The sequence below is a fragment of the Haloplanus sp. GCM10025708 genome, from assembly GCF_042663985.1.
Taxonomy (GTDB): domain Archaea; phylum Halobacteriota; class Halobacteria; order Halobacteriales; family Haloferacaceae; genus Salinirarus; species Salinirarus marinus.
Genome location: NZ_JBHSZA010000011.1, coordinates 476,694 through 501,074, shown reverse-complemented (window position 1 = coordinate 501,074; position 24,381 = coordinate 476,694). Strand labels below are relative to the sequence as shown.

At 70.0% G+C, this 24,381-nt stretch carries 19 protein-coding genes and 9 pseudogenes; 14 read left to right on the top strand and 14 right to left on the bottom strand.

Annotated features, from left to right (window positions below):
* The first annotated feature begins 17 nt into the window (after nucleotides 1-17).
* The gene (locus ACFQJD_RS05780) at nucleotides 18-1,415 is read left to right on the top strand and encodes a HEAT repeat domain-containing protein (RefSeq protein ID WP_379796791.1); all 1,398 of its coding nucleotides are present in this window, start codon (nucleotides 18-20) and stop codon (nucleotides 1,413-1,415) included.
* A gap of 173 nt (nucleotides 1,416-1,588) precedes the next feature.
* Here ACFQJD_RS05780 and ACFQJD_RS05775 read toward each other — a convergent pair whose 3' ends face one another.
* Entirely contained in the window at nucleotides 1,589-2,086 is a 498-nt protein-coding gene (locus ACFQJD_RS05775) for a hypothetical protein (protein WP_379796789.1), read from the bottom strand.
* Here ACFQJD_RS05775 and ACFQJD_RS05770 point away from each other — a divergent pair.
* A pseudogene (locus tag ACFQJD_RS05770) lies at nucleotides 1,976-2,962 on the top strand (phospholipase D-like domain-containing protein); the annotation flags it as partial. The gene ACFQJD_RS05775 and the pseudogene ACFQJD_RS05770 sit on opposite strands and share 111 nt — an antisense overlap.
* A 246-nt stretch (nucleotides 2,963-3,208) precedes the next feature.
* Here ACFQJD_RS05770 and ACFQJD_RS05765 read toward each other — a convergent pair.
* A complete protein-coding gene (locus ACFQJD_RS05765) occupies nucleotides 3,209-5,104 on the bottom strand; it encodes a DHH family phosphoesterase (protein ID WP_379796787.1) in 1,896 nt (631 codons plus the stop codon).
* Between the two features lie 92 nt (nucleotides 5,105-5,196).
* Between ACFQJD_RS05765 and ACFQJD_RS05760 the strand changes: the two genes are divergently transcribed.
* Both ACFQJD_RS05760 and ACFQJD_RS05755 read left to right on the top strand, forming a co-directional pair.
* On the top strand, nucleotides 5,197-5,676 hold the full coding sequence (locus ACFQJD_RS05760; RefSeq protein WP_379796785.1) for a Mov34/MPN/PAD-1 family protein: 480 nt from the start codon (nucleotides 5,197-5,199) through the stop codon (nucleotides 5,674-5,676).
* Nucleotides 5,673-6,101 (top strand): adenylyltransferase/cytidyltransferase family protein, encoded by a 429-nt coding sequence (locus ACFQJD_RS05755; protein WP_379796783.1) that lies wholly within the window; start codon nucleotides 5,673-5,675, stop codon nucleotides 6,099-6,101. Before ACFQJD_RS05760 ends, ACFQJD_RS05755 begins: the two co-directional genes overlap by 4 nt.
* A 3-nt stretch (nucleotides 6,102-6,104) precedes the next feature.
* Here the strand turns inward: ACFQJD_RS05755 and coxB are convergent.
* Nucleotides 6,105-6,865, bottom strand: a pseudogene (gene coxB, locus ACFQJD_RS05750) (cytochrome c oxidase subunit II).
* 176 nt (nucleotides 6,866-7,041) lie between these two features.
* Here coxB and cyoE point away from each other — a divergent pair.
* The 5 genes and pseudogenes from cyoE to ACFQJD_RS05725 all read left to right on the top strand — a co-directional run bounded on the left by cyoE (nucleotide 7,042) and on the right by ACFQJD_RS05725 (nucleotide 11,099).
* A complete protein-coding gene (cyoE, locus tag ACFQJD_RS05745) occupies nucleotides 7,042-8,397 on the top strand; it encodes a heme o synthase (protein WP_379796781.1) in 1,356 nt (451 codons plus the stop codon).
* A pseudogene (locus tag ACFQJD_RS05740) lies at nucleotides 8,397-9,037 on the top strand (hypothetical protein). The gene cyoE and the pseudogene ACFQJD_RS05740 overlap by 1 nt, the downstream one beginning before the upstream one ends.
* Nucleotides 9,038-9,062: 25 nt before the next feature.
* Nucleotides 9,063-9,311 carry a SelT/SelW/SelH family protein gene (locus ACFQJD_RS05735; protein ID WP_379796779.1) on the top strand — a complete coding sequence of 83 codons (249 nt, stop codon included), beginning with the start codon at nucleotides 9,063-9,065 and terminating at the stop codon, nucleotides 9,309-9,311.
* 116 nt (nucleotides 9,312-9,427) lie between these two features.
* A pseudogene (locus ACFQJD_RS05730) lies at nucleotides 9,428-10,350 on the top strand (ABC transporter ATP-binding protein).
* Nucleotides 10,347-11,099, top strand: a complete 753-nt coding sequence (locus ACFQJD_RS05725; RefSeq protein WP_379796777.1) for an ABC transporter permease — start codon at nucleotides 10,347-10,349, stop codon at nucleotides 11,097-11,099. Before ACFQJD_RS05730 ends, ACFQJD_RS05725 begins: the two are co-directional and overlap by 4 nt.
* Here ACFQJD_RS05725 and ACFQJD_RS05720 read toward each other — a convergent pair.
* The 6 genes and pseudogenes from ACFQJD_RS05720 to ACFQJD_RS05695 form a co-directional block, all read right to left on the bottom strand.
* Nucleotides 11,096-11,983, bottom strand: a complete 888-nt coding sequence (locus ACFQJD_RS05720; protein ID WP_379796775.1) for a PH domain-containing protein — start codon at nucleotides 11,981-11,983, stop codon at nucleotides 11,096-11,098. The two genes, ACFQJD_RS05725 and ACFQJD_RS05720, sit on opposite strands and share 4 nt — an antisense overlap.
* Nucleotides 11,905-12,609, bottom strand: a complete 705-nt coding sequence (locus tag ACFQJD_RS05715) for a PH domain-containing protein (protein ID WP_379796773.1) — start codon at nucleotides 12,607-12,609, stop codon at nucleotides 11,905-11,907. Before ACFQJD_RS05715 ends, ACFQJD_RS05720 begins: the two co-directional genes overlap by 79 nt.
* The gene (locus tag ACFQJD_RS05710; protein ID WP_379796770.1) at nucleotides 12,606-13,073 is read right to left on the bottom strand and encodes a PH domain-containing protein; all 468 of its coding nucleotides are present in this window, start codon (nucleotides 13,071-13,073) and stop codon (nucleotides 12,606-12,608) included. Before ACFQJD_RS05710 ends, ACFQJD_RS05715 begins: the two co-directional genes overlap by 4 nt.
* Nucleotides 13,074-13,155: 82 nt before the next feature.
* Nucleotides 13,156-14,252, bottom strand: a pseudogene (locus tag ACFQJD_RS05705) (aminotransferase class V-fold PLP-dependent enzyme).
* Nucleotides 14,253-14,366: 114 nt separating this feature from the next.
* On the bottom strand, nucleotides 14,367-14,492 hold the full coding sequence (locus tag ACFQJD_RS05700) for a hypothetical protein (protein ID WP_379796768.1): 126 nt from the start codon (nucleotides 14,490-14,492) through the stop codon (nucleotides 14,367-14,369).
* On the bottom strand, nucleotides 14,489-15,106 hold the full coding sequence (locus tag ACFQJD_RS05695) for a DUF7260 family protein (RefSeq protein WP_379796766.1): 618 nt from the start codon (nucleotides 15,104-15,106) through the stop codon (nucleotides 14,489-14,491). The genes ACFQJD_RS05700 and ACFQJD_RS05695 overlap by 4 nt, the downstream gene beginning before the upstream one ends.
* A gap of 282 nt (nucleotides 15,107-15,388) precedes the next feature.
* On the opposite strand from ACFQJD_RS05695, the pseudogene ACFQJD_RS05690 reads away from it, so the two are divergent.
* A pseudogene (locus ACFQJD_RS05690) lies at nucleotides 15,389-16,251 on the top strand (DUF4349 domain-containing protein).
* On the opposite strand, the gene ACFQJD_RS05685 reads toward ACFQJD_RS05690, so the two are convergent.
* Complete coding sequence (locus ACFQJD_RS05685; RefSeq protein ID WP_379796764.1) at nucleotides 16,252-16,905, bottom strand: inositol monophosphatase family protein; 654 nt, start codon at nucleotides 16,903-16,905, stop codon at nucleotides 16,252-16,254.
* Nucleotides 16,835-17,032 (bottom strand): annotated as a pseudogene (locus ACFQJD_RS05680) (inositol monophosphatase); the annotation flags it as partial. The gene ACFQJD_RS05685 and the pseudogene ACFQJD_RS05680, both read right to left, overlap by 71 nt.
* Before the next feature lie 89 nt (nucleotides 17,033-17,121).
* Between ACFQJD_RS05680 and ACFQJD_RS05675 the strand changes: the two are divergent.
* Nucleotides 17,122-18,421: pseudogene (locus ACFQJD_RS05675) on the top strand (NADH:flavin oxidoreductase).
* A 69-nt stretch (nucleotides 18,422-18,490) separates the two neighbouring features.
* Nucleotides 18,491-18,916 carry a thioredoxin family protein gene (locus ACFQJD_RS05670; RefSeq protein ID WP_379796763.1) on the top strand — a complete coding sequence of 142 codons (426 nt, stop codon included), beginning with the start codon at nucleotides 18,491-18,493 and terminating at the stop codon, nucleotides 18,914-18,916.
* On the opposite strand, the pseudogene ACFQJD_RS05665 reads toward ACFQJD_RS05670, so the two are convergent.
* The 3 genes and pseudogenes from ACFQJD_RS05665 to ribH form a co-directional block, all read right to left on the bottom strand.
* A pseudogene (locus ACFQJD_RS05665) lies at nucleotides 18,913-20,795 on the bottom strand (DEAD/DEAH box helicase). The gene ACFQJD_RS05670 and the pseudogene ACFQJD_RS05665 overlap by 4 nt on opposite strands.
* 118 nt (nucleotides 20,796-20,913) lie before the next feature.
* Nucleotides 20,914-22,110 carry a pyridoxal phosphate-dependent aminotransferase gene (locus ACFQJD_RS05660; protein ID WP_379796761.1) on the bottom strand — a complete coding sequence of 399 codons (1,197 nt, stop codon included), beginning with the start codon at nucleotides 22,108-22,110 and terminating at the stop codon, nucleotides 20,914-20,916.
* Entirely contained in the window at nucleotides 22,107-22,511 is a 405-nt protein-coding gene (gene ribH / locus ACFQJD_RS05655) for a 6,7-dimethyl-8-ribityllumazine synthase (RefSeq protein ID WP_379796759.1), read from the bottom strand. Before ribH ends, ACFQJD_RS05660 begins: the two co-directional genes overlap by 4 nt.
* Before the next feature lie 91 nt (nucleotides 22,512-22,602).
* Here ribH and ACFQJD_RS05650 point away from each other — a divergent pair, with 91 nt between their 5' ends.
* Both ACFQJD_RS05650 and ACFQJD_RS05645 read left to right on the top strand, forming a co-directional pair.
* A complete protein-coding gene (locus ACFQJD_RS05650) occupies nucleotides 22,603-24,171 on the top strand; it encodes a flippase activity-associated protein Agl23 (RefSeq protein WP_379796757.1) in 1,569 nt (522 codons plus the stop codon).
* Nucleotides 24,117-24,365 carry a hypothetical protein gene (locus tag ACFQJD_RS05645; RefSeq protein ID WP_379796755.1) on the top strand — a complete coding sequence of 83 codons (249 nt, stop codon included), beginning with the start codon at nucleotides 24,117-24,119 and terminating at the stop codon, nucleotides 24,363-24,365. The genes ACFQJD_RS05650 and ACFQJD_RS05645 overlap by 55 nt, the downstream gene beginning before the upstream one ends.
* Nucleotides 24,366-24,381 lie beyond the last annotated feature (16 nt).

Here is a 24,381-nt window from a genome sequence, read left to right as displayed (position 1 = left end):
ACGCAGTTCCCGAATATATGACCGACGGGGACGACGAGACGCCCGCCGACGAGGAGTCGGGGGCCGACGAGACCGGAGACGTCACGGCCGAAGACCTCGAAACGCGCCTCGACGAGGCCGAGAACGCCATCGACGCCGCCGAGACGGAAGCCGACCTCGACGACGTCGAGGAGACGCTCGACGCCGTCGAAGCCGACCTCGAATCGGCGGACCTCCCCGAACCGGAGGAAGACGACGAGGCCGACCCCCGCGAGGAACTCGAGTCCCGTCTCGCGGACCTGCGTGACGCTCTCGACGACGCGCGCGGCCCCTACGCCGAGGACGTGGTCGACGTCCTCGACGAGGCGGCGACGACGCTCGCCGAGACGGAGTGGACCGAGACGGGCGAAGACGAAATCGTCGACGCCGTCGAGGCGTTCGCCGACGACGTCGCCGAGACACTCGACGGGTCGTTCGCTCCCGACGGCCGCGACGTCGAGGCGCTCGTGGACGCGGTCGACGCCGTCGCCGACGCAGTGAGCGACGCGGCCCTCGACCCCGACGAGGACGCCGACGACGTCGCCGCGCTCCTCGACGCCGCCGACGGACTGGTCGACGGCCTCGACGCCGCCGAGGAGTGGGACGACCTGGAGACCCACGTACAACTTCGGGCGCAGGGCTACTACGACGTCCTCGGCCACTACAAGGACTTCCCGCCGGAGTGGGCCGCACTCAAGGAGTGGGAGAAGCGTGGCAACGTCGAGATGGTGTTGCTCGCCCTCGACAGCCTCCAGTCGGACTTCATGGAGCGACACTGCCTCGAAGCGCTCGCCCGGATGAACGACGACGCGGCCTTCGAGGCGATGCACCAGCGCGCCGGCAAGCGCGACAAGCCCGGCATCGAGGTGCTGGGCAAGATGGCCGCCGAGGACGCCGTCGAGACGCTCGTCGAATACGTCGACGCCGACTCCGACCCGCAACTCCAGAAGGTGACGTTCAAGGCGCTCGGCGAGATCGGCAGCAAGGAAGCCACGCAGGCGCTCGCGGACAAACTCGTCATGGACAACGATCAGGTCCGCCCCTACGCCGCCCGCGCGCTCGGCCTCATCGGCGACACCCGCGCCGTCGACCCCCTCGCCGACGCCCTCGCGGACGACGAGAGCGATCGGGTCCGCGCCGCCGCGGCGTGGGCGCTGCGCCAGATCGGCACGGAACGCGCCCTCGAAGCGGCCGCCGAGTACGAGGACGACCCGTCGTTCCTCGTCCAGAACGAGGCCGAACGGGCCGCCGACGCGTTGGCCGTCGCACAGGCGGCCCAGCTCCCGAGAAACGCCGCGACGAACAACAGCGAAAACGCCAGCGCGATACAGAACGCCCCGACCCGGCCGAACCAGGTGTACTCCGACGCGTCGTCCAGTTTGGTGTCGACGCTGTAATCACGAAACTCCTCGTGGAACTCGACGTAGCTCGGCAACTGGAAGAACTCGATGAACACCAGCGCCCCGCCGAGCGCGCCGAGTGCGTATCCCGCGAGTCGGAGGACGTTAGCCACCGCTACCATGCGCACTGACGCGAGGGACGGCGGCAAAAAGCCACCGGAGGAGATTTATCACGGAAGACGGGGCCACTCCGGGCCGTGTTCAGACAGGCCCTCGTCGTCCTCGTCGTCGTTTCCGCCGTCGTCGCTCCCGTGAGCGCTCAGTCGTCCGGCGGCGTCGCCAGCGACGCCGGCCTCGTCGGCGCGTACCCCAACCCCTCGGCCGACGGCGACGTCGGCGAGTTCGTCGTCGTTCGCCTCCCGCCCGACTCGTCGAACTGGAGTCTGACCGACGGCGAGACGGTCGTCTCGATCCCGGACGACCGTCCGGCGAGGACCGTCGCCGTCGCGACCGATCCCTCCACCGCCGAGACGATCGTTCGAGACCTGCCCGTCGTCGACGTCTCCTCGCTCGCCCTCTCGAACGCGGGCGAGACCCTCACGCTCCGCCGCAACGGCGTGGCCGTCGCGACGCTCGCATACGAGGACGCGCCGGAGGGCGAACGCGTCGTCCGGCGGGACGGCGAGACGCGGTGGCGACCGATCGGCCTCGACGTCCGCGACCCACACGCGTTCGGTGCGGCGAACGCGACGGCGTTCGTCCTCCCCGACTCACCGGCCGTCCCCGTCGAGACGCTCCGTCGCGCCGACGAACGCATCCTGCTCGCGGGCTACACGTTCGCCTCCGAGCGCGTCGCCACGGCGCTCGTCGACGCGGCCCGCCGCGGGGTTCGGGTGCGCGTCCTCGTCGAAGGCGAACCGGTCGGGGGCATCAGTGCCACCCAGGCAGCCGTCCTCGATAGACTCGTCGCGGCGGGCGTCCCCGTCGCCGTCGTCGCCGGCGACCGCGCCCGCTTTCGCTTCCACCACGCCAAGTACGCCGTCGCCGACGACCGGGCGCTGGTGATGACCGAGAACTGGAAGCCCGCCGGCGTCGGCGGTCGGAGCAGTCGTGGCTGGGGCGTCGTCGTCCGGTCGGCGGCGGTGGCGACCGACCTCGCGTCGCTCTTCGAGCACGACGCCGACGGGCGCGACACCGTCCCGTGGGAACAGTTTCGCGCCGGACGGGCGTTCGAGGAGAGCGCCCTCGCCAACGACTCGTATCCCGCGAACGTCGACCCGCGAGGGGTGCGGGCCGACCGCGTCACCGTCCTCACGGCCCCGGGGAACGCCGAACGCGCCCTCGTCGCCCGCATCGATCGCGCCGACTCCCGAGTCGCCGTCGTTCAGCCGACGATCGGGGGTCGTGAGACGCCGCTCCTGCAGGCGACGCTCCGGGCGGCCGAACGCGGCGTCGAGGTCCGGATCCTCCTCTCGGGCGCGTGGTACGTCGCCGAGGAGAACCGGCGACTGGTCGAGCAGTTGAACCGGCGCGCGGACCGCCGCGACCTCCCGCTCCGGGCGAAGGTGGCGACCCCGGACGGCCGGTTCGAGAAGATTCACGCGAAGGGGCTCGTCGTCGACGACGCCGTCGCCGTCGGCAGCCTCAACTGGAATCGGGTGTCCGCGGGGAGAATCGCGAAGTCGTCGTCGTCCTCGACGGGGAGGGCGTCGCGTCGTACTTCCGGCGCGTCGTCACGGCGGACTGGAAAAGCGGGGGCCGCAACTCCCGCCGGCAGTGGCCGTCGCCGTCGGCCTCGCCGTCCTCGTGGCCGCGGCCGTCGCCAGCCGCCGGCTCCGCTTCGACCCGGATTAGTCGAGCGACGCGGTACTCGACAGTTCCTCGTCCAGTTCGGCGTCGGCCATCTTGGCGACGAGGCTGTCGATGACCTCGTCGCGCATGCCCTTGACGAACTTGATGGAGCCGACGACGAGGTGGCCGCCGCCGGAGACGCCGCCGCCGACGACTTCCTCGTTGAGTTCCGCGACCATCTCGGGGATGTCGAGGCGGACGCCGTCGGACCGGAGGACGGCGAAGTCGGGGCCGTAGCCGATAGTGATGACGGGGTCTCCCGTTTCGGTCACCTTCCGATCGTGGAGTTGGCCCGTCGTCTTGCCCGGCGCGGGGTAGGTGAACCGGTGGGCGAAACTGTCGAGGTCGACCCGGTAGAGGTGGGCCTCGTTGGCGAGGCGTTCGTGTTCGACGTGCGGTTCGAGCGCGGCGAGTTGCCGGTCGACGTCGCGCTCGGCCCGGGTCGAGAGGAACTCGACGAGTTCGCGGTGCCGACCCTCGTCCTCACAGCCGACGTTCAACACGTCGCTGACGAGGGTCTTGCCGGCGCTGTACTTCAGCCAGTGGGCGGCGTAGTCCAGGGCTTCGCCGATGCGTTCGAGGTCGCCGCGGTCGTAGCCGGTCTCCGCGGCGAGGTCGAGATACGACTCCATCGCCTCGGCTTTCGAGCGGTCGGACAGACCGGCCACGGCGGGGACGTGGCGGAGTTCGTCGGTCACGGTCGGGTCGATCATCCGCGCGAGCTCGACGCACATCATCCCCGTCGTGATGCGATAGTCCTCGTCGTAGAGGTAGGGGTTGACGTGGGCGTCCAGCAGCGGATTCACCGCCTCGGGATCGGGATGGTGGTGGTCGACGACCACGATGGGCATGTCGTAGTGGGCGAGGTTCTCGTAGGCGGGGACGTCCTCCTCGGTGCTCCCGTTGTCGAGCATCAACAGGAGCGGGAGCTTCTGTCCGTGGCGGGCCCGCCCTTCGAGCGCGAAGTTCAGATCGCGGGTGACGTCTTCCATCTCGTAGAAGGGGGCCTTGCTCGGGAGGCGCTTGAACAGGTGTCGCGGCGCGTCGGCGTCCTCGTGGACCTCCGCGATGAAGCGTTCGAGGGCGAGCTGAACGGGCAGCGACGCGCACATCCCGTCGCCGTCGGCGTGGTGACGCACCCGGATTGGTCGCCCTTCGAGCACCGTCCGCCGGAGCTGTCGGGCCACCTCTTCGAGGTCGTCACGGAGTTTCTCGAAGGCGGGCCACTCGATCAGGGGCTCGACGGCGTGCGGTTCGGCGCGTTCCGTCAGCCCGGCTTCGAGACGGGTCCGGACGGCGTCGGCGACGTCCCCCGTCAGGGCGTCGAGCGAATCGACCTCGATCTGGGGCGCGCCGTCGTGTTTCTCGACGGTACCGGAGATGCGGACGACGTCGTCGAGTTCGACGTCGGGGTAGGCGCGAACGCCCGCCTCCTCGAAGGCGGTACAGGCGACGATGCCGCTCTCGTCGGCGACGCGAAAGACCGTCGGTCCACCGGTCTGTTTGATCTGCGCGACGGTTCCCTCGATGGTGACGGCGTCGCCGATGGCGAGGTCCGACACCGGCGTGACGTCGGGGTCGTGGTCGACGGCGACGGTACGGTACTCCTCGAGCGTCTCCTCGACGAACGACAGGTCGCCGTTCTCTCGAATCTCGTCGAGGCAGACGATGAGTCGGTCACCGACACCGTACGACCCGGCGAGATTCGACTCGTGGACGAGTCCGGAGACGTCGTCCGAGAGGTCGACGAAGACGCCGTACTCGACGACGCCGTTGACGACAGCGTGGTAGCGTTCGCCCTCCTCGACGTCGGTACGCGTACAGTTCGGCGCGAGATCGTAGACGGTAGGACGTGAATCGGCGGTGCCGGAATCCCCGGCGCTCCCAACAGTCATAGATGTGCAGGTGCGTGGCCGGTGTTAAGCCTTACAGAATGTCCCGGCGACCTACCGGAACCCTTAGATGGAAACGCCACCGACGTTCGATCATGCGGCTCTTCCGGTCGAGCGAACTCCTCGGCATCGCCGCGGAAACCCTCGAATTCGTCCGCGACTCGGCGGCCGAAACCCACCCCGACGAGTATATGGGCCTCCTCCGTGGCGAGGACGCACGCCGTCTCGGCCTCGACCGCGAAGGCACGGTCATCACGGATGTCCTCATCATTCCCGGAACGACGTCGAACCCGGTCAGCGCGACCGTCAGGACCGACATGATCCCGAACGACGTCCGTGCGGTCGGATCGGTTCACTCCCACCCGAACGGCGTCCTCCAGCCCAGCGACGCCGACCTGAACACGTTCAACCGCGGCGACGTCCACATCATCCTCGGCGCGCCCTACGGCCCGGACGACTGGCGGGCGTTCGACAGCGGCGGTGAGCCGCGTTCGCTTGACGTCCTCGACGTCGACCTCGACGACCCCGAGGCCTTCTTCGACTTCACGCAGGAGGATCTCGACACCGACCTATGACGCTGGTCATCGCACAGGGGACGTTCGACCTGCTCCACCCCGGTCACCTCCACTATCTCTCCGACGCCGCCGGGATGGGCGACGAACTCCACGTCATCATCGCGCGGCGGGAGAACGTCACGCACAAGGCGAAACCCGTCCTCTCGGACCGGCAGCGACGCGAGGTGGTCGACGCACTGGAGATGGTCGACGAAGCGCACCTGGGCCACCCCGAGGACATCTTCGTCCCCATCGAACGCCTCGACCCGGACGTCATCGCCCTCGGCTACGACCAACACCACGACGCCGACACGCTCCGCGACGCGCTCGACGCCCGCGGCCTCGACTGCGAGGTGCGGCGCGCCTCGGCGCGGGAGCGACGCTACGAGGACGAACTCCTCTCGACGGGACGGATCATCGAACGAATCGTCGACGAGCGCTGTTAGGCGTCAGTTCGCCGCGAGAGTGGTCGCCGACTGCTGTGGCTCGACGTTCTGGGAGGAACTTTTCTGCTCCTGGATGTACTGCTCGTACTCCTCCTGGGAGACGACTTCCACCGTGAACATCATCTGGGAGTGGGCGACGCCACAGAACTCGGCGCAGTAACCCTGGTAAGTGCCTTCCTCCAGGGCGACGGTCTTGATGGTAGACACCTGTCCGGGCATCGCGTCCTGTTTCAGGCCGAGTTTCGGGACGTGGAACGCGTGTATCACGTCCGTCGAGGTGACGTTGATGTAGACGTCCTGATTTTTCGGGATCACGATGGTCGTGCCGCTCGCCGAGACGTTCTCCTCGGGGTAGCTCATCCGCCAGCCCCACTGGAAGGCTTCGGCGTGGACGACGACGTCGTCTTCCTGTGGCGCGATCTCCTGCTTGTCGTTCTGGAAGACGACGTTGTCGTTGGCGAGAACGCCGTAGGACGCGACGCCGACGAACAGGAGAATAACGGCCGTCGCCACGGTCCACGTGATCTCGAGGCGGCGGTTCTCCTTCGTCGGCTTCGCCTCGTCGGCGTCCTTGAACCGAAGCACCGTGTAGAGGAGAATGGCCTCGACCAGGATCGTGATGGGTACGGCGACCCACATCAGTTTGTTGTTCAGCCCGTTGATGAGCTCCGACGTCACTGACGTCTGCGCGGCCACCGGCTCGGCAGCGAGGGAGAGAACCGCCAACCCGAGCAGAGGCACAGCGCGAGGCGCAACCGTTTCATACTCTATCGGCCGTTGGAAATGTCCACGTAAATAGCTACTGACTCCGTTCACGGCGGGGCGATAGAGGGGTGAAAGCGCGGATTCTAAATACGGGGGTTCCAAACTATGCCGTCAGTGACGTAGCCGTGTCAGGAAACACCTCCCCCGGTTTCACGGGCTTCTCGCGGCGACGGCGATGGGCGTCTATCTACTCCTGCTCGTCGGCGCGACGACGGCCGTGACCGACGCCGCGTCCGCTTGCGCCGCGTGGCCGGCCTGCGGCGACGGCTGGACGCTCCCGCGGACGACGAGCGGCCTCCTCGCCGTCGGGCACCGCGTCGCCGCCGTCGCCGTTGGCCTCCTCGTCGTCGCCGTCGCGTCCCTCGCCTGGCGCGAGCACGCGGCGACCCGCGTCCGCATTGCCCTCACCGCCTCGCTCGCGCTCTACCCCGTGCAGGCCGGGGTCGGCGCGCTCGTCGCGACGAGCGCGGAGTCGCTCCTCCTCTCTGCTACCCACCTGATCGTCGGGATGGCTATCTTCGGCGGCCTGGTGGCCGCCCTCGCGTGGACGCTCGAACTCGCGACGGGTACGCCCGACGAAACCGCGCCCGGCCCGGCGCGAGTGGACGCCGGGGACGCGAGCGCCGGACCGACGCCCGCCGTCCCGGACGGGACGGTCGCTCGGGCGACGGCGACGGCGCGCGCGTACGTCCGGTTGATGAAGCCCCGACTGATGTGGCTCCTCTGTCTGGTCGCGACCGCAGGGATGGCGCTCGCCGTCGGCCCCGGCTCCGACCTGCCCCTGCGGACCGCGCTGGCGACGCTCGGCGGCGGCGTCCTCTCGATCGGTGCCAGCGGGACGTTCAATCACGTCCTCGAACGCGACGTGGACCGGCGGATGAACCGGACCAGCGACCGACCGCTCGCGGTCGACCTCGTCTCCGTGCGCAACGCGCTCGCGTTCGGCGGCCTCCTCACCGTCGGATCGCTCGCGCTCTTCGCCTCCGTCAACCTCCTCGTGGCGATCCTCGGCCTCGCCGCCATCGTCTACTACAGCGTCGTTTACACGCTCGTGTTGAAGCCGAACACGGTCCAGAACACGGTCATCGGCGGCGGCGCGGGCGCGCTCCCCGCGCTCATCGGTTGGGCCGCTATCACCGGCGAAATCGGGTTGGGTGGCCTCGCCATCGCGACGGTCATCTTCCTGTGGACGCCCGCGCACTTCTACAACCTCGCACTCGCTTACAAGGACGACTACGCGGCCGGCGGCTTCCCGATGATGCCCGTCGTCCGCGGCGAGACGGAGACGCGAAAGCATATCCTCTGGTGGCTCGGCGCGACGCTCGCCGCCGCGGGCGGCCTCGCGCTGGCCGACGCCCTCGGCTGGGCGTACGTATTGACGAGCGTCGTCTTCGGCGCAGCGTTCCTCTGGGCCGTCGTCCGCCTCCACTACGAACAGACCGAGTCGGCGGCGTTCCGCGCGTTCCACGCCTCGAACGCCTACCTCGGAACCCTCCTGCTCGCAATCGTCGTCGACGCCGTCGCGGTCTGATGAACCGCCGTTATCTCGCCGGCGCGCTGCTGGTCAACAGCCTCCTCCTGTCGACGCTTTTCTACGTCGTCGTCGCCGACGGCCCGCTCGGCCCCCGCGCTACGCGCTCTACGGACTGACGTGGATCGCCGTCGGCGTCGTCGCCGTGACGGCGACGCGCGTCCCGCCGGCGAGCGACGGCACCCGACGGCGCGCGCGGCTACTGGCCGGCGGCTACTTCGCCGTCCTCGCCGTCGCCGGCGGCCTGGTGACGGCGTCGGGGCCGATGGGCCCGACCGGCTTCCGCGTCGCCTTCCTCCCGCCCGGCTGGGGGCCGGCGCTCGTCTACGGCGGGACGCTGGTGAACGTCGTCTTGATGCCCGCACGGGTCGTCGGCTACCTCGCCCTCGCGTATCTGATCTACGCGACGGCCGTCGACGCCGCGGGGGCCGCCGTCTCCGGCGTCGTCGGCATCTTCTCCTGTGTCTCCTGTTCGTGGCCCGTCCTGGCGTCGCTTTCGACGTCCCTCCTCGGCGGCGGATCGGCCGTCGCCGGCGCGGTGACGACGCTCTCGTACGACCTCTCGACGCTCGTCTTCCTCGTCACCGTCGCCTTGCTCTACTGGCGACCGTTCGTCGGGTGGGACACACCAAGTGCTTAACCCCGTTCGAATGGTACGTCACATCATGACACGCGTGGAGATCGAGTACTGCGTGCCGTGTGGTTTCCTCGAACGCGCGGAGCGAGTGCAACACGCCCTTCTCGAACGGTTCGGCGAGGAACTCGACGCCGTCGCTCTCGTGACGGGAGCACACGGCGTCTTCCACGTCGACGTCGACGGCGAGACGGTGTACGACAAGGACGAGGCCGACGAGGCGTTCGACGTGGAGGCCATCGTCGACCGGGTTGCCGACGCGGTCGGTGCGGCGGCCTGAGGAGGGCGCGTATCGGGGACTGTGCGGACGTCGCAGGCGACGCGCCCGACGTGTGAGGCGGTTCGAAGTGGGGACGTAACAGAACCCTTACCTCAGGACCGCGTCGACTGTCGAGCATGGCTGAGGCACTCGTCGCCGAAGACGTCCGCAAGCGCTACGGTGACGCCGTCGCCGTCGACGGCGTGTCGTTCTCCGTCGCGGAGGGCGAGGTGTTCGGCCTCGTCGGCCCGAACGGGGCGGGCAAGACGACGCTCGTCCGGTCGCTGACGGGGACGACCCCGTGTGATGGGGAGATCCGGGTGCTCGGCGCGTCGCCGCCGGCTCTCGACCCGAACCGGGTGGGGTTGCTCCCCCAGTCGTTCCGGCCGGCCGACCGCCTCACCGCGCGCGAACTCGTCCGGTACTACGCGGGCCTGTACGACGAGCCACGCGACCCCGACGCCGTCATCGCCGACGTCGGCGTGACCGACGCCGCCGACCAGTGGTACGAGAACCTCTCGGGCGGGCAACGGCGTCGGGTCTGTGTCGGTGCGGCCCTCGTCAACGACCCGGACGTGCTCTTTCTCGACGAACCGACGACCGGCATCGACCCCGCCGGGCGTCGCGCGCTCTGGGACCTCTTTTCGGACCTCGCGGCCGGCGGCACGAGCATCTTCCTCACCAGCCACTCGATGGGCGAGGTCGAACGCCTCGCCGACCGGGTGGGTCTGCTGCGCGACGGCGAACTCGTCGCGGTCGGCGACCCCGACGCGCTCGTCGCGGAGTACGGCGGCGAGAGCCGACTCGTCGTGGAGACGGGGGAGCGGGCGCAGACGCCCTCGCCGACGGCTACGAGTCGGAACTCGTCGACGGCGAACTCGTCGTCTACGACGTCGCCGCCGAGAACATCGGCGACGTGGTGCGCGCCCTCGAAACGGCCGGCGTGACGTTCGACTCCTTCACGTGGACGGAGCCCGATCTAGAGGACGTCTACCTCCGACTGACGGGCGAGACGCTCGACGACTTCGACGCCGACGCCCGGGCTGGTGGTGCGCGATGAGCCGCATCCGGCGGATTCGCGCGGAGTTCGCCGCCGCCCTCCGCTCGTTTCTCCGGCGGAAGACGGCGGTGTTTTTCACCTTCTTTTTCCCCGTGCTCATCATCCTCATCTTCGGCGCGGTCGTCCAGACGCAGTCCGTCGGCGGCGGCCTGTTCGCCGAACCGCCGGCCTACTACGTCCCGGGCTATCTCGCCGTCGTCGTCGTGTTCACGCCCCTCTCCCGCGTCGGCAGCACCATCGCCCGCCACCGCGACGGCAACCGATTCGAGAGACTCGCCGTGACGCCGCTCCGTCGCTGGGAGTGGCTGCTCTCACACACGGCCGTCAACGTCGTCATCATCGGCCTGTCGAGCCTCCTGCTGTTCGCGCTCGTCCTCCTCGTCACCGGCGCGACGGTCGTGGTGTCGCCGGCGCTCCTGGTGCTCGTCCCCCTCGTCGCCGCCGCCGTCGCCCTGTTCTGTGGCGTCGGGGCCGTTCTCGGTCGCGTCGCCGATTCGCAGGACGGCGTCATCGCCGCGAGCAACACCGTCGCCCTCCCGGTGTGGATGCTCTCGGAGACGTTCGTCCCGCCGTCGATGCTGCCGTCGTGGTTTCGCCCCGTCGTCGCCGCCTCGCCGCTCACCTACTTCTCGCGGGGCGTCCGAGCGCTCACCGCCGGCGGCGACTGGGCCGGTGACTTTCTCGTCGTCGTCGTCGCCGCCGCCGTCGTCTTCGCCGTGGGTGCGTCCGTCATCCCGCGGACGGACTAACCGTCTCCGCCGCCGTCCGCGGTCGCCGGCGAGGGGTCGCCGTTCTCGGTCGCGCGCTTTCGCGCGGCCAGCGCCGTCCGGAGTCGGTCGGACAGCGTCTCGCGCAGGCGTGTCGCCGTCTCGGCGTCGACGTCCACCGCGGCGGCGTCGTGGCCGGCGACGGAGAGCGACCCCGCGGTGTCGGCGGTGACGGTGGCGACGCGCCAGCGACGCTGGAACGCCGTTCGCGAGTCGATGACGGTCTGAATCCGGTAGTAGGGCACCACCTTCGTCCGGCGTTTGAGGACGCCGTTTCGGGTGACGACGTGTGAGTCGCCGAGCCAGTAGCCCCGGTGTTTCCACTTGGCGTGGGCGGCCACCGGGACGAGCGGCGCGGCCGAGAGCGGAACGTACCACGGGATACCGGCGGCGAGGAACGCCTCGACGCCGTAGAGCGCGCCCGCGAGGACGGCGAGAGCGAGGCCGTAGCGAACGGCGTAGCGCCGTCGGACCCGCTTCGGCGGTCGCTCGAACTCGGGCGTCCCGAACGCTTCGACGTCGTTCGCCAGCGCGAACACCCGGTCGCGGGACGCGAGCGGAATCACCGACGCCGACTGCTGTCCCTGCCCCTGGCCCTGTCCCGGCGTGTAGCCCGCGGTCTCGACCGCGAGGGTGGCGTAGCCGAAGTGGCGTTTCAGCGGGTCGTCCGTGACGGTGAGCGTCTGGACTTTGTCGAGCGGGATCGACCCGTCGTATCGCTGGAACAGGCCGCGTTCGTACTGGAGTTCGTCGCCGACGCGAGTGAGGCGGAAGCCGTAGTAGTTCACTATCGCCGCCAGCGCACCGACGATCCACGAGACGAGTGCGACGCCGACGGCGATGGCAGCGACGCCGCCGAGTAGCACGACCAGACCGCCCGAGTCGGGGAGGTAGGGCGCGAGCACGGACCCGACTCCGGAGAACAGGAAGAGCAAGATTCCGGGCACCCGCAGATCGAACGCGAACGCGCCGACGAGCAACAGGTCGCCGTTCGAGAGCGAGAAGAGGAGTTCGCTCTCCTCGGCGGCTTCCTCCCCGCCGTCGCCGCGCCGCGTTTCAGCCGGCGGATCTCCCCCTGCAGGCGCTTTGCCTCCTCGAAGGAGACGTACCGGATGGCCGCCTCGGTTTCGCTCCCGCCGGCCGTCTCGAAGTCGACGGCGGCGATGCCGAGCAGTCGCTGGACGACGCCTCGCCGGATGTCGACGTTCTGGATGCGCCGGAGCGGAATCTCCCGGTTCCGCCGGGCGAACACCCCCGAACGGATGTCGAAGGTGTCGGCCGTGAGTTCATACTCGTACCGCCGGTAGCGGGCGAGTTCGTAGCCGACGAGCGCGAGGACGGCGACGCCGACGAGGACGACGGCGACGGCGACACCGCCGATCGCGCCGACGAGCGCCGACGCGCCGGAGGCGACGGCGACGGCGGCGGCGACGGCGACGCTCGCGCCCCGCTGGAGGATCCGGTACGGGACGGTCAGTGGCGAGAGATTCATACGGCGTCTTCGCCCTCGGCCCGGATGGCGAGTCGTTTCAGCCGCTCCCGGAGGTCGTCCGCGCCGTCGGGGGCGAGTCCGGGGACGGTCACGTCCGCGCCGCGCGATCCGGCCGTGTAGACGACGACGCTCGCGAGGCCGACGACGCGTTCGATCGGGCCGCGCGAGGAGTCGACGTGCTGGATGCGGACGAACGGGACCACCGTTCGGACCCGGGTGACGACGCCGCGTTCGAGGTAGATCGCGTCGTCGCGAATCTCGTAGCGCCACACCCGGTAGCGCAGGGCGGCGTGGACGACGCCGGCGAGCGCGAGGACGGCGAACACCGCGAGCGGCGTCCCCGCGGGAATCCGGCCGTCGAAGACGACGCGCCCGGCGACGAAGACGGCGACGGCGACGACGGCGGCGAGGAGAAGCGCCTGCGCGGCCCAGAGGCGTCGCACGCGGGGGTGGAGTCGGTTCATCGGCGGCGCGAGGGAACGCGGCAGTACGGCGGGTGACCTGTCATGGGATGTGATTCCGGAGGGGTGCGCAAATAAGTACGGTTCAGAGGGCGTCGAGGAGAGCGTCCACGTCCTCGGGCGTGTTGAACGCGTGGACGGAGGCGCGCACGGCGTCGGGATACGGCAGCGATCGGATGTAGACGTCCGACTCCGCGAGTCGCTCGACCAGCGCCTCCGGATCGTCGGCGTCGAAGGTGACGAGGCCGGATTCGTACGCCTCCGGGCTGAGAAGCCGGTCTCCGAGGCCGGCCTTCAGCCGGTCCGTCAGGCGTTCGATGCGCCCGGTGATGGTGTCGAGGCCGACGTCTTCGAGAGTGACGATGGCCTCGATCAACCCCTGATATGGGGCCGGATTGGCCGTGCCGACCTCGAATCTGGGCGCACCGGATTTCAGTTCGAGGTGGTCGGCCGACGCGTCGACGACGCTCCGGTAGCCCACCTGTGCGGGCGTGAGCGAGTCGGCGACGTCCTCGTCGACGTAGAGGTAGCCGGCCCCCACGGCCCGAGCATCCACTTGTGGCCCGCGGCGGCGGCGAAGTCGGCCCCCATTCGTGGACGTCGACGGGCGTCTGTCCCGGCGACTGCACGGCGTCGACGAGGGCGTACGCGCCCGCGTCGTGTGCGACGTCGACGATCTCCTCGACGGGCAGGCGCGTCCCGTAGTTCCACGTGATCGAGTTGAAACAGAGGAGCCGAGCGTCGGCGACGGCGTCTTTCAGTTCGTCCATGTCGACTCTCCCCTCGTTCGTTTCGAGGACGCGGACCTCGACGCCGCGGCGTTCGAGGTTCCACCACGGGACGACGCCGGCGGAGTGTTCGAGGTCCGTGCGGACGACGACGTCGCCGGGTTCCCAGTCGATCGCGGCGGCGACGCGACTGATGCCGTCGGCGGTGCTGTCGGTCAGGGCGATCTCGTGGTCGTTCGCGCCGACGAAGTCGGCCACGGCGGCGCGGGCGTCGTCGAACGTCTCGAAGGCGGCGGGGTAGGCTCCTCGCCGACGGGCGCTTCGTACTCGTGGTGTTCGACGAACTCCGTCGTCGCCTCGACGACGCGGCGGGGGCGGGCCCCGACGCGCCGGTGTTGAAGTAGATGCCGCGGCCGAGCGCGGGAATGTCGGCGCGGAGTGCTTCGGGCGTCATGCCCGACCGTCCGGCGGGCACGCACGTCAACGTTAGGGCGACGGCGATCGTTACGGTGCTCCCGGCCCTCGATCGCGGGATCGCGTACGCCGATCGCGCGCCGTCGGCCGTCGGTCACGGCGTGCTGGCGATGGCGCGCTCGACCCGTCGCCGGGCCGTATCGACGAGGTCGCCGAACGCCGCGACGGCCGCGAGAACGGGGTAGACGCTGTCGTGGTCGGCGTAGAGGTAGTCGGTCACGTCCACGTCGAGGTCCGGGAGGGTTCGTCGGTGGGCGGAGAGCGTCGCCTGTCGCCGGGCGGCCACGCGGTCGAGACGCGACTCGACGTGACAGATCGCGGTTCGCAACTCCACGAGTTCGTCGAAGCCGCGGTCGGTGAGGGCGTCGAGTCGAGAGCGACCAAGTCGTCGCGCAGCTCGTCGAGTTCCGCGTCCGCGACGGCGACGGATTCGGCCTCCCGGTCGAGGAGGTCGAGGAACTCGGCTCGGTCGGTCGCCGCCGACCGGGCCGCCGCCGTCAGCGCGTCCTGTAGTTCGGCCGTGAGCGTCTGCGATCCGAAGACGGCGGCGGCGACGTCGTTCCCGAACTCGGTGGCGAGGCTCTGTGCGTATCCGTCGCCGTACTCCCGATCGTAGTGCGGGACGGACATGACGGTCTCTTCGTACGCCTCACGGACGCTATCGAGCGAGCCGTCGGTATGTCTCAAGCGCGGCGCTCGTCGCGTCGCCGGAACCCGCGTGGGCGTCAGTTCGCCGACGCGCCGACGGAACGCGCGGAACGCCTCGCGTTCGTCCCCGCACTCCCGGCGCTCCCGTTCGACGACGCGCCGCGCGGACGCGAGCCGATCAGCCATAGCTGTCGCGGGGTCGCCGTCGCGGCTCGTCGGCCGGTCGCGGGCCGGGTGACCGGACTGGTATCCCCCGAAGCCCGGCGTCCGTATCGTCCCGATTCATCCCGATGGGCAATCCGCAGGACTGCCCGATAAGTGTGTTGCCCCGACGGATTTCCCCGGGTATCCCACGGAGCCGGTCGGAGACGCCCGGCGGTCCGACCCCGACCGGCCGAGAGCAGGGTTAGTAAAAACCCCGTTTGTTCTTTGGAAGGCGTTATCACGCTCGCGTGTCGAGTGCCGCCCATGTCACGACGAACGCTCGTCGTCGTCTCGCTCGCCGTGCTGGTCCTGGTAGCCGGCTGTGGCGGTTCCGGCGGGGCCGCGGTGAGCAGTGGCGGCGCGGGCGGCGACGGTGCACAGGGACTGGACGCGGCCCAGGAAGCGGGCGGCGACGCCGGCCAGGCCACGGGCGACGACGCGGTGGTGCAGGCAGGGCGCATCGTCATCAGGACGGGAACCGTCCGTCTGGAGGTCGACTCCTACGGCGCGGCTCGCCGGAATCTGACCGCGGCAGTCGAAGCCCGGGGCGGATACGTGAGCGACGCCAGCCAGCAGGTCCACCGGAACGGCGAGGCGACGTGGACCTCGGGGCGCGTGACTATCAGAGTGCCCAGAGAGAACTTCTCGGCGATGATGACGACGGTCCAGGCGGAGGGGCGAGTCCTCGAGTCGCAGACGAACACGCAGGACGTCACCGACCGCGTGGTCGACCTTCGCGCCCGGCTCGATAATCTCCGGGCGGAGCGCGATCGACTCCGGACCCTCTACCAGCAGGCAAACGACACCGAGGACGTCCTCGCGGTGGCCGAGCGCCTCTCGGACGTGCAGGGGAGATCGAGCGCACGGAGGCCAAACTCCGGACGCTCGAACAGCGGGTGGCCTACTCGACGATCACCGTCGAACTGCAGGAACCGCGACCGGACCGCCCCGCGCCGGAGCAGTGGTACGACACGCCCGTCCTCGGTGCGTTCCTCGACTCGGTCCACGGCGTCACCGTCGTCCTGCGAGCACTGGTGGTCGGCACGGCGTACGCCGCTCCCTACGTCCTCGCGTTCGGCGGCCCGCTCCTCGCGGCGTTGCTTCTGTTCCGGCGGCGACGGGGCTAACTACGTCGCCGTCGCGACGGCCGAGCGGATGGCCGTGAGCGTTTCCGGGTTCGACGCGCCGACGTAGACGTCGTCGCGTTCCCCCGAGACGACGCCGCTCTCCGACGCGAGCAACGCGCCCGCGTACTGCTCGTGGCCCTGCGGGTGGACGTAGACCAGCCCCTCGATCGCGCCCCGAGCCAGCAGGCCGAAGTCGACGGTCGGCGACCACGTCTGGATGACCCGCTTGGACTGCTCGCGGAGCGATCGCTCGATGCGCTGGGCCGTCGCGGCGCGGTCGGGGTCGCGTATCGCCGGCAGTCCGACGACCAGCGAGACCGTGCCGCGGTCGAGCGACAGCTCGCTGTCGGCCGACAGCGGGTCGCCGTTGACCGTGGCTCCCTCGCCCCGACGGGCGAGATAGAGCGCGTCGGGCACGGGTTCGTAGATGGCCGACACCAGCGGGTCGGTGCCGCCTTCGGGGAGGGCTGCGACGGCAGTGCTGAAAGAGGGGATACCGCTGGCGAAGTTGTTGGTGCCGTCGGGGGTCGACGACCCACTCGATTCCCTCCCCGTCGTTTCGGCCCGACTCCTCGGAGTAGAAGGCGTGGTCGGGGTACGCGTCGCGGATGACGTCGCGGACGCGGCGTTCAGCCGCCCGGTCGACGTCTGCACGCACGTCGTCGGTTCCGAACTCGCCCGCGACGGGGCCGGCCCGGAATTCGTCGGCGAGGAACTCCCCGCCTGCCCGCGCGGCCCGTTTGGCCACGCGAGCGAGATGATCGCGTCCCGTCTCGTCCATGGGCGGCCTGGGCGAGGGGCGGCAAAGAGACGTTCGGTCACGTCGGACCGAGGGGAGAGGTTTTCCGGCGTGCGTCCGACGGACGGATCATGCGTCTGGAGGATCCGGTAACGATCGGCGGGCTGACGATACCGAACCGCCTCTATCGCGCCCCGCTCCTCGAATGTGCGGGCAACGGCGAGGACGCCGTCGACCGTCTCGTCTCGGAGCTCGAACCCGCCGCCGAAGCGGGTGCCGGACTCGTCTGCCAGGGCGCGACCGTCGTTCGCGGCGAGGGCGGCTGTGCCGCCCCGGAATGACTCGGGTTCACGACCCGGCGTTCGTCTCTCGGCTCTCCCGGCTGACAGACCGGATTCACGACCACGGCTCGACCATCGCGATCCAGCTCGAACACGGCGGCCTGCGGAGCATGGAGACGTGGCACGCGGGCTACCGCGAGGCGAACCCCGACGTCCAGCAACTGGCCGTCTCTCGCCCGCCGTGGCCGCTTCGCCTCCTCGATCGCGTGGGATTTCTCTCGTACGACCCGCGCGTGATGACGACCGAGGAGGTGTACGACCTGGCGGCGGATTTCGGCCGCGCCGCCGGACACGCCGTCGACGCCGGCTACGACGCCGTCCACCTGGCGGGCGCGAACATGGGCGTCGTCCAGCAGTTCCTGTCACCCTTTACAACCGTCGCGACGACGAGTTCGGCGACGGCGTCCGCTTTCTCGAGGTCGTCCACGACGAAATCCGGGCCGCGGCGGGCGACGTCCCGCTGCTGACCAAGGTGCCCGCCGAGACTGCGGCCCCGCCGTTCGTCCGGCGACGCCTCTCGGAAGCGGACGCCGTCGACGTCTGCCGACGGCTGGCCGAGCGCGGCTTCGACGCCCTCGTCCCCGTCGTCGGATCGGTGTTCTGGGACATGAGCATCGTCCGCGGGGCCTACCCCGAACGGGCGTGGCGCGACGACCGATTCCGGGCGGGGTACGCCGACGCCTTCGGCGGCCGCCTCCGGGCGAAACTCGTCGCCCTCGGTAACCGCGTCGAGTCGCTCGCCTACGACTTCGACCCCGCGTGGAACGCCGGGCTCTGCGCCGCCATCCGCGACGCGGTCGACGTCCCCGTTCTCGCGGAGGGCGGGATCCGCGACCGCGGACAGATCGACTCGCTCCTCGGGAGCGACTGCGACATGGTCGGAAGGGCACGCCCCTTCTACGCCGAACCGCGACTCCCGGCGCGACTCCTCGACGCCGGCGCTGACACTCGCGCCGCCTGCCGGTCGTGTAACAACTGCACCGTCCCGCAGGTCACGGGCGCGGACGGCGTCTGCCGGACGCCCGACGTCCTCGACGCCGTCGGACGCCTCCGGAAAGCGGGCGCGTACGACCGTGAGGAACGAAGCTAACCCCAGGCCCGTACTGAATTGTTCGAATCGTACAAAACTGTTAACTCGGGCGCGACCGAAAGGGGAGCGATGAGCGACGCAGACGAACTCGAAGACATCCGACGGAGAAAGCGCGAGCGACTGGAGGCGAAACTCCGTGACGGCGACGCCGCGGCGGGGGCCGCCGACGAGTCGGGCGTCCCGGACGAGCCGATTCGCGTCGAGGGGAGCGACCACTTCGCCGACGTGATCGAGTCGTACGACGTCGTCCTCGCGGACTTCTACGCCGACTGGTGCGGGCCGTGTCAGATGCTCGAGCCGACCGTCGAGACACTCGCCGCGAAGACCGACGCCGCCGTCGCCAAAGTCGACGTCGACGCCCACCAGACGCTGGCGTCGCAGTACCGCGTCCAGGGCGTGCCGACGATGCTCCTCTTCTCGGGCGGCGATCCGACCGAGCGCGTCGTCGGCGTCCGCGACGAGGCGACGCTGGCGGCCCTGATCCGGGACGCCTAAAGCCGCGCCCGAACGGCCCTGAACTCCGGTATCTCGACGTCGACGACGGTCGCGAGGGCGTCCGCCGCGCCGAGCAACCACTCGGCGCGTTCGAGGCGCGATTCGAGGTCGCCCGGCCCGATGCGGAAACGATCGACCAGTTCCTCGGCGTCCGCCCCTCGCTCCACTCGTAGACGATGCGGGCCGTCTTGACGGCCGTCAGCCACTCCTCGAACGCCTCCGTCTCCCCCATCGGCGTGGTGAACTCCGCGGCGTGGGTCCGGGCGAACTGGTACATGTCGGCGCGTTCGCGGTTGCCGAGGTAGGTGTCCTGCATGTCGGGCGTGTCACAGACGATCTCCAGCGCCGTCAACGCCGACGCCTCGGCCATGCCGTCGGCGGTTCGGACCCCGTCGACGATGCGCGCGCCCGTCTCCGGGCTGACGTACTGCTTCGACACCTGTGCGCCGAGTTCCGTCGCCGCCAGCCCCCGAATCGGCCACCATCTCCATCTCGACGAGGTCGGAAACGACGGCTTCGAGCGTGTCCGAGAGGTCGACGCCCGGCGTCTGGTGGGCGTAGAAGGTCGCGTCGAGCAAGTCGAGGACGCTCTCCCGGGAGTCGGCGAATCCCGAGGCGACCACCGAGAGGACGTGCGTCCGGAGCGCCCGCCGATCGGCGAGTTTCGACTCGACCGCCTCCGGGCCGGCCTCCACGTACCGCGTACGGAGCTCCTCGCGGGTGTTCTCGTCGCCGACGAGGACCGCCTCGCCGTACGGGTCGAGGTGGGGACGGCCCGCCCGACCACACATCTGGTGGACTTCGAGCGTCGGTAGCCACTCCATACCGGCCCCCGTGTAGCGTCGCTGGTCGCGGACGACGACGCGCCGCGCGGGGACGTTCACCCCCGCCGCCAGCGTGGGCGTCGCGCAGATGACCGCGAGGTCGCGATTTCGAAAGGCCGTCTCGACGGCGACGCGGTGGGCGTTCCGTAGCCCCGCGTGGTGGAAGGCGACGCCCGCGCTCGCGCAGTCGGCGAGGCGACGCCCCGTCGCCGTCCCGTCGAGGTCCCGAACGTCGGCCGCGACGTCGGGGGCGGCCGCGACGTCCGCCTCGGCGAGGCGTTCGGCCAGCGTCTCGGCCTCTCGGCGCGAACGGACGAACGCGACCGACTGTCCGCCCGACTCGACGGCGTCCGCGACGAGAGCGACCGTCGCCTCCGTGGCGTCCTCGCTCGCGCCCACGTCGAGCGTCGTCCCGTCGTCGAAGTTCACGGTTCCGTCGGCGTAGACGCCCGTCCGCAGATCCACGGGCCGCCACGTCGTCTCCACCAGCGTCGCATCGAGCCAGTCGGCTATCTCGTCGGGGTTGGCCACCGTCGCCGAGAGGGCGACGATCTGGACGCCCGGCGTCCGCCGCTGCAGCGTCGAGAGCGTCACCTCCAGCGTCGGCCCCCTTCCTTCGCTCCCGAGGAGGTGCACTTCGTCGACGACGACGCAGGCGAGATCGGAGATCCAGTCCGCCCCGTTGCGGATGGCCGAATCCACCTTCTCGCTCGTGGCGACGACGACGTCGTGGCCGGCGAGGCTCTCGGCCGACGAGTCGAAATCGCCCGTCGAGATGCCGACGCTCACGCCGGGGAGAGCGTCGAACGTCTCGTACTTCTCGCGGGCGAGCGCGCGGAGGGGACGATGTAGAGCGCGGGGCCGTCCGCCGTCAGCATCGCCAGCTCCGCGACGAAAGTTTTGCCGCTCGCGGTGGGGATGGCGGCGACGAGGCGTTCGCCGTCGGTGACGCCCGCTTCGACGGCCGCGGCCTGTGGCGGATAGAGATCCTCGATCCCTCGCGACTCGAAGTGGTCGATCACCTCCCCGGAGAGCGGGAGGTCCCGAACGTGCATCACTCGTCTCTGGATCGCGTTCGTATATAAATCACCGGCTGACTCGCGCCTTTCGGCCGCTCGCGCACCGCCGGCTGAAGTGGCCGGTCGTCGCCGGGCCGGACTCCCCGTCCGAGAGTTAGAGGTAGCCGTGGTCGGCCAGTCGCTCGACGGCTTCCTGCAGGCGCCTCTGACTGGCGGCGTAGGAGATGCGGGCGTAGCCGGGCGCGCCGAACGCGCTCCCGGGGACGGTGGCGACGTGGGCGTCCTGAATCGCGCCCTCGCACCACGCCTGATCGTCCTCGTCGACCGGCAGCATCATGTAGAACGCGCCGTCCCCGACGGGGACGTCCACGCCGTGGTCGCCGAACAGGTCGACCAGCATGTCGCGGCGTTCGCGGAAGGCCTCGACCATCTCGTCTACGGCCGCCTCGGTGTTTTCGAGGGCCTCGACGCCCGCGCGCTGGACGAAGTTCGTCGCACAGGAGACGGAGTGCGAGTGGAGTTTGCCGGCCTGCGAGACGAGCGACTCGGGAGCGCAGAAGTAGCCGAGCCGCCACCCAGTCATCGCGTAGGCCTTCGAGAAGCCGTTGACCGTCACCGTGCGGTCCTCCATACCGTCGAACGCGGCGAGACTCGGCTGTTCGACGCCGTAGGTGATCTGCTCGTACATCTCGTCGGAGATGACGGTGACGTCGTGTTCGACGGCGAGATCGCGGACGCCCTCGTAGGCGGCCTCGGAGTAGACCGCGCCCGTGGGGTTGCTCGGCGAGTTGACAACGAGCAGTTCCGTCTCGTCGGAGACTGCCTCGGCGAGGTCGTCGAGCGCGGGTTCGAGTTGGAAGTCGTAGGGTGCGAGGTCGACCCTGTTGAGCGACCCGCCCGCGAGTTTCGCCATCGCCTCGTAGGAGACCCACGCCGGGTCGAGCAGGACGACCTCGTCCCCAGCGCGGGACGACGTCCCGCGGGCTGACGAGCCTTGCTCGTCGTCGCCGTCGACGAGCGACTGGAACACTTCGTAGAGGGCCTGCTTGCCGCCGGGCGTGACGACGACGTTCTCCGGGCCGCAGGTGATGCCGTCGGCCTGCAGTTTCTCGGCGATCGCCTCCCGGAGTTCCGGGATGCCGTTCGACGAGGTGTAGCCCGTGTGGCCGGCGTCGAGGGCGTCCTTGGCCGCCCGCGAGACGTTCTCGGGCGTATCGAAGTCCGGTTCGCCGACCGAGAGGTCCACGACGTCGACGCCCTCCGCTTCGAGTTCGCTCGCGAGGTTGCTGATAGCGAGCGTCGCGCTGGGTTCTACCCGCTCGACGCGCGCCGCGAAGTCGAATTCGCTCATGGTAGCGACTGGACCAACTCAACCGCGGCGTTTACCGCTTCCGCTCCTTTCTCGACGCGCTCCCGTGCCTCGGCCCCGCTCATCCCCGGACCGCTGACGCCGAAGCTGACCGGCGTATCCCGGTCGAGGCTCACGTCCGTGAGCGCCTGCGCCGTCGCGTCCGCGATGACCCGGTCGTGGTCGGTGTCGCCCGTAACTATCGCACCGACGACGGCGACGGCGTCGACGTCGTCCCGGCGGGCCAGTCGGTCCGCCGCCAGCGGCGAGTCGTACGTCCCCGGCACGCGAACCACGTCGACGACCGCCGCGTCCCGTTCGTCCGCCGCCTCGCGGGCGGCCTCCTCCATCGGTTCGGTGACCGACGCGTTGAACGCCGCGACCACCAGTCCCAGTGTGACCATAGTCGCCGGGTCGCCGCGCCGGATGATAGAGGTGTCGAACGGGGGTGCGAAAGCACAAGAGTTGTATCCCACCCCGCGAGAGAGTACGACCATGCGTTCGGAGGAGGGGACCGGCCGGACCCTGTTTGCCGTCCTCGCCGTCACCGCCGTCGCGCTCGCGGTTCGCCTCATCGGCCTCGGCACCCGCATCTTCCACTGGGACGAGGGCCGGGTCGGCTACTGGATACTCCGCTACCACGAGAGCGGCCAGTTCTCGTATCGGCCCATCGTCCACGGTCCCTTCCTCTTTGTCACCAACGACTACGTCTTCTCCGTCCTCCCGCCGTCGGACTTCAGCGCCCGTCTCGTCGTCGCCCTCGTCGGCGGACTGCTCCCGCTGTCGGCGTGGCTGCTCCGCGACCGGTTGCGCGACGCCGAAGTCGTCGCCCTCGCGGCCGTCCTCGCGGCGAATCCCCTTCTCGTCTACTACTCGCGGTTCATGCGCAACGACGTCCTGGTGGGGGCGTTTGCGTTCGTCGCGCTCGCGCTGTTCGTCCGCGCCGTCGACGCCGGGAAGACGTGGCCGGTCTTCCTCCGCGGCGTCGCTCGCGCTCGCCTTCACCGCCAAGGAGAACGCCCTCATCTACGTCCTCTGCTTTCTGGGGGCGGGGTTTCTCCTCCTCGACCACCGGCTGTTTCGCGCCGCCAAGTCCGGCCGGTCCGTCCGGACCGTCCTGTTCGACGACTGGCGGCTCGCGCTCGCCTACCGCCTCCAGCGCTGGGGTGGGAGCGTCGCCGCCGGCCTCGCCGTCACCGCCGCCGTGGCAACCGGGGCCGCCGCCGTCTTCTTCGCGGTCATCGTCTTCTTCTACGCGCCGCGCCCGGACCTCTGGACGGCGCTCGCGAACCCGGCGCTCCTCCCGGGCGTCGTCGAGACGGCCACCCTCGGGACGTGGGAGCAGTTCTGGGGCCTCTGGGTCGAGGGGCACACCAGAGCCACGACTACCTCCCCTTCCTCTACGACTACCTCGAGACGCTGGTCTACGGCGCACCGGTCGTCCTCGCGTTCGCCGCCGTCGGCGTCGCCGTCGACGGTTACCTGGACGACGCCTACCGTGAGATCGTCGCCTTCGCCGCCTACTGGGGTGCGGTGAGCGTCCTCGGCTACCCCGTCGCGACGGACATCCGCGCGCCGTGGGCCGTCGTCCACGCCGTCGTTCCGCTGGCGATTCCGGCCGCCGTCGGCGTCGCCCACCTCTACCGAGTCGGCCGGCCGACGCTCGCCGGCGACGGGTCGATCCGCGCCCGCGCCGACTCGCTGGCGACCCCCGAGTCGCGTCGCGCCGTCGTCGCCGCGGTGCTCCTCCTCTCGGCCGCCGTCGGCGTCGCGGGGGCGAACGCCGCCTACATGAACAGCGCCAGCGACGACACGGAGCAGGTACTCCAGTGGGCACAGCCCGAAAACGACCTGAAGGAGACGCTCGACCGGGTCCGCGTCGTCGCCCGGGCGAACGAGGACGAACCGGACGTCCTCTTCTACGGGACGACCACGCCGAGCGGCGGGGCGGTCAGGTTCTACGTCGAGAACGAGAGCAGCCTCCGGCAACCTCCGGCGGGCGGGCCGGCGTGGCACACCCGGCTCCCCTGCCGTGGTATCTCGAACGCTACGGGGCGACGGTGACGAGCACGCCGCCGGAGGAGGGAACGCTCCCGTCGGACCCGCCGCCGGTCATCGTCGCCTACTCGTGGAACGAGACTGACGTCGCCGAGCAGGTGTCGGGCTACAGCGCCAACACCCACGACTTCCGCCTCTGGAGCGATCGCATCGTCGTCTTCGTCGACGAGTCGGAGCTGGCGGCCGCACGGGCCGACTGACGCGATCGGACGTGGG

Coding starts and splice junctions, on each gene's coding strand:
- cyoE (WP_379796781.1), top strand. CDS start 7,042: ATGGGCGTCTATCTACTCCTGCTCGTCGGCGCGACGACGGCCGTGACC.
- ACFQJD_RS05710 (WP_379796770.1), bottom strand. CDS start 13,073: ATGAACCGACTCCACCCCCGCGTGCGACGCCTCTGGGCCGCGCAGGCG.
- ACFQJD_RS05670 (WP_379796763.1), top strand. CDS start 18,491: ATGAGCGACGCAGACGAACTCGAAGACATCCGACGGAGAAAGCGCGAG.
- ACFQJD_RS05780 (WP_379796791.1), top strand. CDS start 18: ATGACCGACGGGGACGACGAGACGCCCGCCGACGAGGAGTCGGGGGCC.
- ACFQJD_RS05695 (WP_379796766.1), bottom strand. CDS start 15,106: ATGGCTGATCGGCTCGCGTCCGCGCGGCGCGTCGTCGAACGGGAGCGC.
- ACFQJD_RS05650 (WP_379796757.1), top strand. CDS start 22,603: ATGCGTTCGGAGGAGGGGACCGGCCGGACCCTGTTTGCCGTCCTCGCC.
- ACFQJD_RS05660 (WP_379796761.1), bottom strand. CDS start 22,110: ATGAGCGAATTCGACTTCGCGGCGCGCGTCGAGCGGGTAGAACCCAGC.
- ACFQJD_RS05735 (WP_379796779.1), top strand. CDS start 9,063: ATGACACGCGTGGAGATCGAGTACTGCGTGCCGTGTGGTTTCCTCGAA.
- ribH (WP_379796759.1), bottom strand. CDS start 22,511: ATGGTCACACTGGGACTGGTGGTCGCGGCGTTCAACGCGTCGGTCACC.
- ACFQJD_RS05760 (WP_379796785.1), top strand. CDS start 5,197: ATGCGGCTCTTCCGGTCGAGCGAACTCCTCGGCATCGCCGCGGAAACC.
- ACFQJD_RS05755 (WP_379796783.1), top strand. CDS start 5,673: ATGACGCTGGTCATCGCACAGGGGACGTTCGACCTGCTCCACCCCGGT.
- ACFQJD_RS05765 (WP_379796787.1), bottom strand. CDS start 5,104: ATGACTGTTGGGAGCGCCGGGGATTCCGGCACCGCCGATTCACGTCCT.
- ACFQJD_RS05715 (WP_379796773.1), bottom strand. CDS start 12,609: ATGAATCTCTCGCCACTGACCGTCCCGTACCGGATCCTCCAGCGGGGC.
- ACFQJD_RS05725 (WP_379796777.1), top strand. CDS start 10,347: ATGAGCCGCATCCGGCGGATTCGCGCGGAGTTCGCCGCCGCCCTCCGC.